Here is a 12,491-nt window from a genome sequence, read left to right on the forward strand (position 1 = left end):
TATAACTAATTAAAGGTTTGACATAATACAAATATAAGGATAAATTAATAATAGACTCTATAGGAAAGGAAGAGAAGCCATGATAAAAGAGGTTATAGTAGTTGAAGGAAAAGATGATGTAGCTGCCGTTAAAAAGGCTGTTAAAGCAGAAATGATAGCTGTTGGTGGTTTTGGAATAAATGCTAAAGTAATTGCTAGAATTAAGGAAGCCCAAAAAAGGAAGGGTGTAATAGTATTAACTGATCCAGACTTTGCAGGAGAGAAGATTAGAAAAATAATAGCAAAAAGAGTACCAGGAATAAAGCATGCTTATATTGCACAAGAGGACGGAATTAAAGATGATGATATAGGTGTTGAAAATGCTACTCCAGAAGTTATTATAGAAGCTTTAAAAAGGGCAAAAGTAACTGTTGAAGAAGTAGAACCTATTTTTGATGCACAAGATATGTTCTTCTTTAGATTAAGTGGAGATAAAAATGCGAAGGCTAGAAGAATTAAGTTAGGAAATAAGCTTGGAATTGGATATGGAAATGCCAATCAAATGTTATCTAGACTTAATAATTATGGAATAACAAAAGAAGAATTTATAGAAGCTATTAAATATGTAGACAAAGAACTAGAGGAGAATAAATAAATGGATATTAAAGATGTAAAAACTGCTGAACTGGTTAAAAAGTATAACTTTAAATTTTCAAAAAGTTTAGGACAAAACTTTTTAGTTGATGATTCAGTTCCTAGAGATATTGTTTTAGGTGCAGAAGTTAACGAAGAAGATTTAGTTATAGAAATAGGACCAGGAGTTGGAACATTAACAGTTCAATTATTAAAGAAAGCAAAAAAGGTTGTTGCTATTGAACTTGATAATGATTTAATTCCAATATTAACACAAGAGTTAGGTGAAAATCCTAATTTTACACTTATACATAATGATGCCTTAAAAGTTGATTTTAATGAAATAATTGGAGAAGAAAAAAGTGTAAAGCTAGTGGCAAATCTTCCTTATTACGTAACAACTCCAATTATAGTTAAACTCCTTAAGGATGGATATAATTTTAAATCATTAACTATAATGATACAAAAAGAAGTTGCAGAAAGAATGAATGCAGAACCAGGTAATAAAGATTATGGTGCATTATCTTTATTAGTTCAATATTATTGTAATACAAGTATAGTAAGAAAGGTTCCACCAACTTGTTTTATTCCTAGACCTAAGGTTGATTCAATAGTTATTAGATTAGATAAACTTGATAAGCCTAGAGTTCAAGTTCAAAATGAAAAGTTATTCTTCGATATAATAAGAAATTCATTTAATATGAGAAGAAAGACTTTATGGAATGGAGTTAAGAATATAGGACCTGCTAAGGAAAAACTAGAAGAAGCTTTCGTTAAGGCTAATGTTGATCCTAAGAGAAGAGGAGAAACTTTAAGTATAGAAGAATTTGTAGCACTTGCAAATTGTATTAATGAAATAATGAAATAATGACTATTTAAGAAGCTATTGTACATATTTACAATAGCTTTTTTTATATTTATTTTTTATAGAATATAGCAAATATCTTTATTATATTAATTACTAAATTTTTAAGAATTAAAAAATAACATATTTACTTAAATAAAACATATAATATATGGAATTAATATAAAGTGGGGGTTCTAAAATGGCAAATAGTAATAGGTTGTATAGAAACTTCGTAATTTTGCAAGAGGATGAAAGAGGATATGCAAATTCTGAAGATAAAACATTATCAGGGTATTCCAAAATTGAAGCTAGGGGAGATAGATGTAAGATATCTTTTTATGCACAAAATTTGAGAAAAGATAATGACGAGTATTGTATGATGGTTATTTGTTGTAAAAAGGATATGAAGCAAATAGTAAATTTAGGTCCTATAGCAATAAGTGAATCAGGTAAGGGAGATTCAACAAAAGAATATAATATAGCTAATATAGGAGGATTAGATTTACATTTTGATAAAATATCAGGAACAGCTATAGCTAAGATGAAAGAAGGTATTCCTGTATTTGTTTTATGTGGTTTTTTAAATGGACAACAACCAAGTGATAATTGGAAAAACTATACTATTGTTAAAGCTGCTGACTTAAAAAATAAATATGTTGATAAGTTAAATGATAAAGATTCTAAGAAGGAATTTAAAAAAATAGAGAAAAAGAGTGATGTAAAAGAAAAGAATAAGAAAGATGAATGTGAAAGAGAAGACGTAGAAGCAGTAAAAGAAGTAGAAACAGTAGAAGCAGTAAAAGAAGTAGAGTCAGTGAAAGAAGTAGAACCAGTAACGGAAGTAGAGGAAATAAGAAGTGAAAGTGTACAAAATGAAAATATAGAAGTTAAGGATAATAACATAGAACCTAGAGATGAAATTGTGGAAGTTGAAAATAAAATAATAGAGGAAACAGTAGTAAAAGCACCTAAAGAAAATTTAAGAGGAAAATTTGAAGATTATGAAGATGAAATTGAAGCAAACAAAGAATTTGATCCTATGAATGGAAAGATAAGAGGTAGCATAGGAGAATATTTTGAAGCCATAGTAGAAGGGTTTGAAAGGGATTATGACGGAATAGATGAAATAAAATATACAAAATGGTATAAAATACCGGTAAAGGATTTGCATGAAATGTGCAATATGTCTAATTACAATAAATATACATTAGCATATTATCCAATGCTTAACTATTATCCTTATATTAAGAAATATGGATATTTTAAATTAGGATATAAATGCGATTCTAAAGGAAATCTTAAACATATTATATATGGAATCCCTGGAAAGAAAGATAAAGATGAACAACCTTATGATGGAAGGACAGGATTTGTTACATGGGTAGATGATAAAGAAGGTGGATGTTGGTTAATGTTCTACGACTTTAAAAATTCTACTGTAGTTGTACCTATGCAATAATTTACTAACATAGTACTTAAAAATATAAAGGAATTAAATTGATAATACTACAATAAAGTATTATAATTATCTTTATTAGGAGGAGCTTAAGCTTCTCCTATTATTTTAAGTTTTAGGGAGAAGTATATGAGTAAGAATTTAAAAAAGTATTTTTTAGCTATAAGTATTGCAGTTATGGCATTTATGTTAAGTGGATGTACAGTATTAGAGGATATAGAAAAGAAATTAGGATTGAAAAATGAATACTTTGAGTATTTAAATTCAAATAAAGTAGAACAAATAAGTATACAAAGCACAAGAGATACCGGGTTTAAGTTTATAGTAACAGAGGATAGTGCTATTAAAGAAATGTATAAATTCTTATTAAGAGCTAAAATAAGCGAAAATAAATCTAATTTAGAACCTGATTATAAATTTGAAATTGATTTAGGGGATGAAGTAAAGGAATTTTATTACGTAGTAGGTAGTGATGAAGGAAATTTATATGATGGTAATAATATATTTACCGTATCTAAAAGGTTAGATGAGGGGATAATAAAAAATCTTTCGTTTATAAGAAAACCTAGGGATTTTGAATATGTATATTATAATTCAATATTGGATGTTTTAAAAATTAGTAAAGAAAATTCGGATATTGAAAACTATAAAGTTGGAGTAGATATAAATGGTGATATTGAATGTCTGAAATATATATTTTCCACTGATTTAAAAGACTTTTTACAATCAGCAAAAAAGGTTATTCCTAATATAGAATTAATAGATGATGATTCAACTGATTATGATGTTGTAGTTACTGTAAAAAATAGAGGATATGATACTAGCACATATAAAACTTTAATAACCATAACTAATAAAAAGGAAAATACAGAAGAAAATTATTATATATTTGCTACAAATGAATTTAAAGAATGGACTATAGATATAACAGAAAAAGCGCCAAATAAGTGGTAAGATATATAAAATACATAAATAAATATTACTCTGGAAACAATATAAATGTAAATTTGTAAAAGGAGTGAAGTATATGAACGCATCAGTAGATAAAGATACTTGTATAGGTTGTGGATTATGTCCATCAATATGTCCAGATGTTTTTGAAATGGATGATGACGGAAAGGCAGTTGCTAAAACTAATCCAGTTCCAGCTGGGCATGAAGATGATGCAAAAGATGCAGAATCAAGCTGTCCAGTAAATGCTATAAGTGTAGATTAAAATAACATGCCATATAACTTTTATTATATGGCATGTTATTTTTTTATGATGATATTACATTAGTTTTCAATGTTTTGATAAGTCTTTCTATTGGTAAAAAAGCTAACAATACTAAGCAGATTAGTAATTCTCCACCTACTGCCGAACCATTTACTACTAAAGAATATATTATTGGCGACATTCCTTCGGGAGCGTATGAGCCGAAAAATATAACTCCAGATATAAAATGAGATATAAATCGTAAAAACATTCCGATGCTTGCTCCAATATATTTATTTTTAAAGAAACCAGCTATACCAACAGCCATAAATGGTAATGGATAATCAAACAATACTTGAATAGGGTTTAAGATATATGGATCAAGTATTAATTTAAAAACACCAAATAAAAATCCAGTAAATAAACCTATGGATGGACCATAAATAAAAGAAAGTAACAATATTGGAACCATACTACCTAAAGAAATACTTCCACCGCCATTTGGTAATGTATATATTTTTATCATATCTAAAATGAAAGCTAAAGCAATAGCTAGTCCTATTCGTGCTATTAATTTAGAATCAAATTTTAATGATTTGAATTTGATGAAAGCAATTAATAAAATTGCACATCCTATTAGCGTAATTATAGTAAGTGGATTACTGAATAGTGTTTTAAAATTTTCACCTAATGTTGCTAGAAAATTTGACATAAAAAAATACCTCCTTATTTTGCGTAAGAGGTACCTAGACATGAGAATATAAATATTCTATAAATAGCTTTCCTACGCTGGAATTATCCAGATCAGGTTAAAAGGGTTGATGAAAATCATCTCTCAGCCTTTGGGCACCCCTAGCAACTTAATATAATTAAATTTTAGGCAATATTTTACAAAAAGTCAATACCTTTATTAAGCATTTGACAAGGTTTATAATTAGTATTAGTTGATTTATTAAGCAAATTACATAAACTTATATTAGTACCAATTGGTAATAGTTGTTCAAAGGAGCTTAAAGGCATTGTTATAATAGAATCATCTTCTAATAATATAAAAGCATCAGCACCTGTATAATCTAATATCATTCCCTTCATTTAAATACACCATCCTAAATAAATTTTTATTAGTATTTACAAAAAGGAAAATAAAAATACATCCAGACAAAGTGGATGTATTTAAGATATGAATATATTTTATAGATATAAGTCTCTATATACAATTTGAAAGACTTTTAATGATTCTTCAATTTTATGTTTAAGAAGTTCTTTTCTATTATTAAATTCAACTTCTCCAAGTGGTGTTAGAGAATAAAGTTTTTGAAATTTCTTTTTCGGATCATCCCATTTCCCAATTACTAATCCTTCTTTTTCTAATTTTTTTAATAAAGGATATATTCCACCTGTACTAGGTGTCCATAAGCCATTAGTTTTTTGAGAAACCTTAGTTGAAATTTCATTTCCGTTAGTAGGTCCTGATTTTAATATATAAAGAACATAAATAGGTAATAAACCTTTTGTAAAAACCTGACCTACAGCTTCTTTTTCTTTTTGAACTTTTTTTAATTCTGCAAGTTTAGCTTTGTATTCGTCATGTAATCTTTTTTCTTCAGCCTTTAAATCTTCAATATTGTTAAAATCAAAATCCTTCATAGTTTACTCTACCGATTTAACAGAGAAACCTATTAATCCAGGGCCACCGTGAACTCCTAAAGCTGGACTGATTTCTGCTATTTTTATAGATACTATGTTAGGTAAATCTTTTAAGCTATTCATGTACTTTATTGCTTCATCTTCACAACCTGCATGAAGTACAGCAACTTCACATTTACCTTTTTCAAGGTATCCCTTTAATAACTCAGTCATTTTTGATAAAGATTGTTTTCTACCTCTTACTTTAGCAACGTTATAATATACACCATTTTCGTCTGTAGTTATTATAGGTTTAAGGTTTAACAATTCTCCAACTGTTCCGGCAACTCTACCTATTCTACCACCTTTTTTTAGATATTCTAATGTATTTATTGTAAAGTATCCAATAACTCTTTCTCTTATCTTAGGTAATGTTTCGATAATTTCTTCAAAGGTTTTACCTGCTTTTATAAGTTTAGCTGTTTCTATGACTATTTCACCTTGAGGATAAGCTAATATTTTTGAGTCATAAACGTAAGAAGTAAGTTTTGGATGGTCTTCTAACGCTAATCTTAAAGCATTAAAGCTTCCAGAAAGTCCACTTGAAATAGAAATAGCAATTACATGAGTATATCCTTCTTCTTCTAATTTATTTAAAATATCTTCAATGTCTTGAGCACTAGGAAGAGAGGTTTTTGGAACTTCTTTTTCTAAGTTTTCATATACTTGCTTTGGTGAAATATCCACTCTATCTCTATAATCACCAGTAGAATAAATTATTCTAAGTGGTAATAAATTTACATTGTTTTCCTTCAACACATCTAATGTAAGATCACAAGCACTATCAGTTATTAAGGCAATCTTTTGCATAAAATTTCCTCCACTAATTTAATTATTTATTATATTAAGTATATCATATTCGATATCATTATCAATAGTGATAATTAAAATACTATCACTATTGATAATGATGTATGATTTAAAAAATAGACTTGGAAATAAAAGTAAAAAGGTGTAGAATGTATAATATATATTTGCAATATACACAATATATTGTATTAGGAGAGTGATATTATGCTATATGTAGTGAAGAGAGATGGGAGAGAGGTTAAATTTAACTCTCAAAAAATTAGTAATGCAATAAAAAAGGCTAGTAATGAAATTGGAGAAAAACTCAAAGAAAGTCAAGTATTGGAATGTACTCAAAAGGTTATTAACTATATAGAGTGTGAGAAAAAAGAAAAGATTTCTGTAGAGGAAGTTCAAAATTTAGTTGAAAAAGCGTTAGTTGAAAGTGGTTATAAAAATATACAGAGAGCATATTCATCATATAGAAAAGAAAGGACAAGAGTTAGAGAGATTAAATCAGATTTAATGAAAGTCATTAATAAAATAGGAATAGAAACAGATAGGGATAATGCTAATGTGGGAAATAATTTTAGCTCTAAATTATTAAGAATAGCATCTGAATCAAATAAATGGCATAACTTATATAATATGCCCAAGTATTTAGCTAAGGCTCATGAAATTGGAGAAGTATATTTTCATGATTTAGATTCATACAATTTAACAATTAATTGTCTTCATATACCAACAGGAGAAATATTAAAAAAAGGCTTTAACACTGGATATGGAACTATAAAGCCACCTAAACGTATAGAAACAGCAGCAGAGTTATCTTGTATATTACTTCAATCAACTCAAAATGATATGTTTGGAGGTCAATCTCATCCAGATTTTGATAATGATATGGCAGAATTTATTGAACCAACAAGAGAGGAAATAAGAAAAGAGTTAAAGTCTTATGGAATCGAAGGGGAAAAGCTAGAAAGTTTAATTGAAGAAAAATTAAATGATAGAGTTCATCAAGCTATGCAAGGTGTTGTTTATAATTTAAATACTATGCATTCACGTGCAGGTTCTCAAGTGCCTTTTTCTTCTATAAATTTAGGTATACCAAATTCGAAAGATGCAGCTTTAGTATGCGAAGTATTTTTACAAGAATATTGTAAGGGCTTAGGAAAAGGAGAACAACCTATATTTCCTAATATAATTTTTAGAGTTAAACAAGGAGTTAATAGGGAGCCAGAAGATCCATATTATTATTTATACAAATTAGCGTGCGAAGTTGCATCTAAAAGAATGAATCCAACTTTTATGAATATAGATGCAGACTTTAATAAAGAATTTTATGACAAGGGATATATGCCAGCTACTATGGGATGTAGAACATACTTAATGAAAAACATTAATGGTGAACCAGGATGTAAAGGAAGAGGAAATATAGCACCAATAACTATTAATTTACCTAGAATAGGAATAGAAGCTAATAATGATATAGATAAATTTTTTGAAATATTACAAGAAAGATTAGTTTTAGCTAAAGAAGCTTTACTTCATAGATATAGTGTTCTTAAGAATTTAAAAGTTAAAGATTTACCTTTTGTTGCAGGACAGGGATTAATGAAGGGTTCAGAAAATTTATCTTCAGATGACTCAATTGAGCCTGTTTTGAAGCAAGGAACATGGGGAATTGGATTTATTGGTTTAGCAGAAGCTCTAATTGCTTTAATAGGAGAACATCATGGAGAAAGTCAAAGAGCAAGAGAATTAGGATTGAGAATTGTTAGTTTTATAAGACAGTATACAGATAAATTAATTGAAGAAACTAGGCTTAATTGGAGTTGTTATGCTACTCCAGCAGAAGGATTATCAGGAAAATTTATAAAACATGATAAAAGGATATATGGAATAATAAAAGGTGTTACAGATAAGGATTATTATACAAATAGCTTTCATATTCCAGTAAGCTATAGCATTTCAATAAAAGATAAGATAGAAATAGAAGCGCCGTATCATAAGCTTTGTAATGCAGGTCATATATCTTATATAGAAGTTGACGATTCACCATCTCCTGAAGTTATCATGGATATAATAAATTATGCTTATAAAAATACAAACATAAGCTATATAGGAGTAAATTTTCATATTAGGTATTGTAAAGATTGTGGAGAAAGCTTAACAAGTAATGAAAGTAAGTGTCCAAAGTGTAATAGTAGAGATATTCAAGGTATATCAAGAGTTACTGGATATTTAAGTCTAGATGAAAGATTTGGACCAGGTAAATATGAGGAAAGAATAGATAGGAGATCTCACACAGGAAGTTATAAAAATAATTATGAAATAATATAAATATAATAATTGCAGAGTAAGAACTTTTAATCTTACTCTGTAATTATTATATATTAATCTTAATGTGAATGAATGGTGAGTAAAAATATATTGCAAAAATATATTTAAAACAAATATAACCACCAAATAAATAGAAAAAAATGAAATATTTCTTATAAAACTTTCAATTTTTAGAAAAAAGATACATTTAACCTTGTGATAAAAAAAGCTATATGATAAAATAATTAGAAGGAAATAAATGTAATTGGGGAAGTGGAATAGCCCCAATTTTTTATAACTAAATTTAATTTATGTACAATTTATTAAAAAGGGGGCTAAAAAATGGCTATAAAAAGTATCAGTGGCGATAAAGATATATATATAGTTGATACAACCTTGCGAGATGGGGAACAAACGGCAGGAGTTGTTTTTGCAAATGAAGAGAAAATAATTATAGCAGATATGCTAAGTGAACTTGGGGTTGACCAACTAGAAGTAGGAATTCCTACAATGGGTGGTGATGAAAAAAATGCAATTAAGGAAATTGTAAAAAGAAATAATTATAAAAAAAGTATAATGGCTTGGAATAGAGCAGTCATTAAGGATATTGAGGAATCTATAGATTGTGGTGTAGATGCAGTAGCAATTTCAGTTTCAGTTTCTGATATTCATATTAAACATAAACTTAAAACTTCAAGAGCTTGGGTTTTAGAAAATATGATTAAATCAGTGGAATTTGCAAAACAAAATGGTCTTTATGTATCTGTAAATGGGGAAGATGCATCGAGAGCAGATAAAGAATTCTTAGTTGAATTTATAAATGAAGCAAAAAAAGCTGGGGCAGATAGATTTAGGTATTGTGATACAGTTGGAATTATGGAGCCATTTAGATTAAGAAAAGATATTGAGGAAATTTATAAAAAAACTAATTTTAATATAGAAATGCATACTCATAATGATTTTGGAATGGCAACAGCTAATGCTATTGCAGGTGTTTTAGGTGGAGCAAGCCATGTTGGTGTAACTATAAATGGACTTGGTGAAAGAGCAGGAAATGCAGCACTTGAAGAAGTTATTATGGCTTTAATGTATGTTTATGATTATAAAGGTGATATAAACACAAAGATGTTTAGGGAAGTTTCAGAATATGTTTCACAAGCATCAGGAAGAGTATTACCCATTTGGAAAGCTATTGTTGGAGAGAATATGTTTGCACATGAATCTGGTATTCATGCTGATGGAGCAATAAAAAATCCTAAAAATTATGAAGCATTTGATCCAGATGTTGTTGGGTTACAAAGACAAATAGTAATTGGAAAGCATTCAGGTAAAGCTGGAATTATTAATAAATTTAAAGAATATAATATTGACTTAAGTGATGAAGAGGCACAAGGTGTTTTAGAGATGGTAAGGGCTTCATGCGTTAGATTGAAAAGGACATTATTTGATAAAGAATTAGTTAAATTATATAAAGAATATTTACTAAAAACTAAAAATAAATAGAGAATATTTAAAATATAAAAATGTACAAGTTAAGCAATAAGTTTTAGGGGGCAAAAATATGGGAGAAAATATAGTTTATAAGATATTAAAAAATCATATAATTGAAGGTAAATTAGAAGTAGGAAAGCCAATAGGGCTTAAGATAGATCAAACTTTAACGCAAGATTCAACAGGAACTATGGTTTATTTACAATTGGAGGCAATGAGAATAGATAAGGTTAAAACAAAAAGATCTGTTGCATTTATAGACCATAATATGCTTCAACAAGGATTTGAAAATGCGGATGATCATAAGTTTATTCAAACAGTAGCAGAGAAGCATGGAATTTATTTCTCAAAACCTGGTAATGGAGTTTGTCACCAAGTGTTTTTAGAAAGATTTACTGTGCCAGGAGATACGTTAATAGGTTCAGATAGTCATACTCCAACAGCAGGAGGTGTTGGAATGCTTGCTATGGGTGCAGGTGGACTTGATGTTGCTTTAGCAATGGCTGGTGGAGCGTATTATATAAATACTCCTAAGGTATGTAAAATAAATTTAATAGGTAAATTAAAACCTATGGTTACAGGAAAGGATGTAATTCTTGAGGTATTAAGAAAGCTTACTGTAAAAGGTGGAGTTGCAAGAATATTTGAGTATGGTGGAGAAGGGGTTAAAAATCTTTCAGTACCTCAAAGAGCTACTATTACTAATATGGGAGCTGAACTTGGAGCAACAACTTCTATATTTCCAAGTGATGAAAGAACTTTGGAGTTTTTTAAGGCACAAGGAAGAGAAAAAGATTTTAAAGAGTTAAAGGCTGATAAGGATGCTATATATGATGAAGAAATAACTATTAATTTAAGTGAGCTTAAACCTTTAGCAGCAAGGCCACATAGTCCTGATAATGTTAGTGAAGTTGCTGAAATAGGAAATATAAAAATTGATCAAGTAGCAATTGGTAGCTGTACTAATTCTTCTTATGAAGACTTAATGAAAGTTGCAAAAATTTTAAAAGGAAAAAAAGTTCATAAAGATGTAAGTTTAGTTATTGCACCAGGTTCACGACAAGTTATGGAGATGATAGCTAGAAATGGAGCATTAGCAGATATAATAAGCTCAGGAGCTAGAATTTTAGAAAATGGATGTGGGCCTTGTATAGGAATGGGGCAAGCTCCGGGAACCAATGGAGTATCACTAAGAACTTTTAATAGAAATTTTTATGGAAGAAGTGGAACTTTATCAGCAAATGTATACCTAGTCAGTCCAGAAACAGCGGCTGTATCTGCTATAGCAGGAGTTTTAACTGATCCAAGTGAAACTATAGTTGATTTAAATATAGAAATGCCAAAAGAGTTTATAATAGATGATTCTATGATTGTAAAACCTGCACAGGATGGAAGTAAAGTTGAAATTGTTAGAGGTCCTAATATAAAACCTTTTCCTATTAATAAGGAGTTAGGGGATAAAATAGAAGGAAGAGTATTAATTAAGGTTGAAGATAATATAACAACAGATCATATTATGCCTTCGAATTCTAAGTTATTGCCATTTAGATCTAATATTCCATACTTATCAGAGTTCTGCTTTAATACTATAGATACAGAATTTCCTAAGAGAGCGAAGGAGTATAATGGTGGATTTATAGTTGCGGGAAATAACTACGGACAAGGATCAAGTAGGGAACATGCAGCTTTAGCTCCATTATATCTTGGTGTAAAAGCTGTTATAGCAAAATCTTTTGCCAGGATTCATAAGGCTAATTTAATTAATAATGGCATAATACCAATGGAATTTGAAAATGAAGAAGATTATAATAATATTTCTTTGATTGATAACTTAGAAATCACAGATATAAAAGGAGCGCTAGTTAGTAAAACAGCTATGATAAAAAATGTTACTAAAAACTCAGAATTTGTAGTTAAGCTTGATTTAACTGAAAAAGAGATAGAAGTTATTAAAGCTGGTGGAAGACTTAATTACGTAAAACAAAATAATTAGATAAAAAGACACTTAAAAGTGTCTTTTTCAGACTGCTGACAAAGTGTCAGTAGTCTTTAATTTTATACAAATATGTAATATAATTTAAAATATATTAATT

The 12,491-nt window shown here is 28.8% G+C and carries 12 protein-coding genes and 1 riboswitch; of the genes, 8 read left to right on the forward strand and 4 right to left on the reverse strand.

The features are described from left to right. Positions 1-79: 79 nt before the first annotated feature. The 5 genes from rnmV to LPC13_RS06190 all read left to right on the forward strand — a co-directional run bounded on the left by rnmV (position 80) and on the right by LPC13_RS06190 (position 4,131). Positions 80-634, forward strand: a complete 555-nt coding sequence (gene rnmV / locus LPC13_RS06170) for a ribonuclease M5 (RefSeq protein WP_195244749.1) — start codon at positions 80-82, stop codon at positions 632-634. Continuing rightward, positions 635-1,480, forward strand: coding sequence for a 16S rRNA (adenine(1518)-N(6)/adenine(1519)-N(6))-dimethyltransferase RsmA (rsmA, locus tag LPC13_RS06175; RefSeq protein WP_005211931.1), 846 nt, complete (start codon positions 635-637; stop codon positions 1,478-1,480). 178 nt (positions 1,481-1,658) lie between these two features. Next, on the forward strand, positions 1,659-2,918 hold the full coding sequence (locus tag LPC13_RS06180; protein ID WP_005211922.1) for a hypothetical protein: 1,260 nt from the start codon (positions 1,659-1,661) through the stop codon (positions 2,916-2,918). A gap of 126 nt (positions 2,919-3,044) precedes the next feature. After that, positions 3,045-3,869: a hypothetical protein gene (locus tag LPC13_RS06185; protein ID WP_234088699.1), complete on the forward strand. Its 825-nt coding sequence runs from the start codon at positions 3,045-3,047 to the stop codon at positions 3,867-3,869. A 73-nt stretch (positions 3,870-3,942) separates the two neighbouring features. Then, positions 3,943-4,131: a ferredoxin gene (locus tag LPC13_RS06190; RefSeq protein ID WP_005211917.1), complete on the forward strand. Its 189-nt coding sequence runs from the start codon at positions 3,943-3,945 to the stop codon at positions 4,129-4,131. 43 nt (positions 4,132-4,174) lie between these two features. Here LPC13_RS06190 and thiT read toward each other — a convergent pair whose 3' ends face one another. The 4 genes from thiT to LPC13_RS06210 all read right to left on the reverse strand — a co-directional run bounded on the left by thiT (position 4,175) and on the right by LPC13_RS06210 (position 6,606). Next, the gene (gene thiT, locus LPC13_RS06195) at positions 4,175-4,822 is read right to left on the reverse strand and encodes an energy-coupled thiamine transporter ThiT (protein WP_005211915.1); all 648 of its coding nucleotides are present in this window, start codon (positions 4,820-4,822) and stop codon (positions 4,175-4,177) included. Positions 4,823-4,874: 52 nt separating this feature from the next. Further along, positions 4,875-4,974, reverse strand: a riboswitch (TPP riboswitch). A gap of 24 nt (positions 4,975-4,998) precedes the next feature. Continuing rightward, positions 4,999-5,202, reverse strand: a complete 204-nt coding sequence (locus LPC13_RS06200; protein ID WP_005211913.1) for a hypothetical protein — start codon at positions 5,200-5,202, stop codon at positions 4,999-5,001. A gap of 99 nt (positions 5,203-5,301) precedes the next feature. After that, the gene (locus LPC13_RS06205) at positions 5,302-5,757 is read right to left on the reverse strand and encodes a PadR family transcriptional regulator (RefSeq protein ID WP_005211912.1); all 456 of its coding nucleotides are present in this window, start codon (positions 5,755-5,757) and stop codon (positions 5,302-5,304) included. A gap of 3 nt (positions 5,758-5,760) precedes the next feature. Next, complete coding sequence (locus tag LPC13_RS06210) at positions 5,761-6,606, reverse strand: DegV family protein (protein WP_195244750.1); 846 nt, start codon at positions 6,604-6,606, stop codon at positions 5,761-5,763. 204 nt (positions 6,607-6,810) lie between these two features. On the opposite strand from LPC13_RS06210, the gene nrdD reads away from it, so the two are divergent. From nrdD to LPC13_RS06225, 3 genes are all read left to right on the forward strand, one after another. Continuing rightward, on the forward strand, positions 6,811-8,928 hold the full coding sequence (gene nrdD, locus LPC13_RS06215) for an anaerobic ribonucleoside-triphosphate reductase (RefSeq protein ID WP_195244751.1): 2,118 nt from the start codon (positions 6,811-6,813) through the stop codon (positions 8,926-8,928). A 321-nt stretch (positions 8,929-9,249) separates the two neighbouring features. Next, positions 9,250-10,410 (forward strand): homocitrate synthase, encoded by a 1,161-nt coding sequence (nifV, locus tag LPC13_RS06220; protein WP_005211892.1) that lies wholly within the window; start codon positions 9,250-9,252, stop codon positions 10,408-10,410. Positions 10,411-10,468: 58 nt separating this feature from the next. After that, positions 10,469-12,391: an aconitate hydratase gene (locus LPC13_RS06225; protein WP_234088700.1), complete on the forward strand. Its 1,923-nt coding sequence runs from the start codon at positions 10,469-10,471 to the stop codon at positions 12,389-12,391. The last annotated feature ends 100 nt before the right edge of the window (positions 12,392-12,491 follow it).

The sequence above is a fragment of the Clostridium celatum genome (genome assembly GCF_021412605.1).
In the GTDB taxonomy this organism is placed as follows: domain Bacteria; phylum Bacillota; class Clostridia; order Clostridiales; family Clostridiaceae; genus Clostridium; species Clostridium celatum.

Coding starts and splice junctions, on each gene's coding strand:
- rnmV (WP_195244749.1), top strand. CDS start 80: ATGATAAAAGAGGTTATAGTAGTTGAAGGAAAAGATGATGTAGCTGCC.
- rsmA (WP_005211931.1), top strand. CDS start 635: ATGGATATTAAAGATGTAAAAACTGCTGAACTGGTTAAAAAGTATAAC.
- LPC13_RS06180 (WP_005211922.1), top strand. CDS start 1,659: ATGGCAAATAGTAATAGGTTGTATAGAAACTTCGTAATTTTGCAAGAG.
- LPC13_RS06185 (WP_234088699.1), top strand. CDS start 3,045: ATGAGTAAGAATTTAAAAAAGTATTTTTTAGCTATAAGTATTGCAGTT.
- LPC13_RS06190 (WP_005211917.1), top strand. CDS start 3,943: ATGAACGCATCAGTAGATAAAGATACTTGTATAGGTTGTGGATTATGT.
- thiT (WP_005211915.1), bottom strand. CDS start 4,822: ATGTCAAATTTTCTAGCAACATTAGGTGAAAATTTTAAAACACTATTC.
- LPC13_RS06200 (WP_005211913.1), bottom strand. CDS start 5,202: ATGAAGGGAATGATATTAGATTATACAGGTGCTGATGCTTTTATATTA.
- LPC13_RS06205 (WP_005211912.1), bottom strand. CDS start 5,757: ATGAAGGATTTTGATTTTAACAATATTGAAGATTTAAAGGCTGAAGAA.
- LPC13_RS06210 (WP_195244750.1), bottom strand. CDS start 6,606: ATGCAAAAGATTGCCTTAATAACTGATAGTGCTTGTGATCTTACATTA.
- nrdD (WP_195244751.1), top strand. CDS start 6,811: ATGCTATATGTAGTGAAGAGAGATGGGAGAGAGGTTAAATTTAACTCT.
- nifV (WP_005211892.1), top strand. CDS start 9,250: ATGGCTATAAAAAGTATCAGTGGCGATAAAGATATATATATAGTTGAT.
- LPC13_RS06225 (WP_234088700.1), top strand. CDS start 10,469: ATGGGAGAAAATATAGTTTATAAGATATTAAAAAATCATATAATTGAA.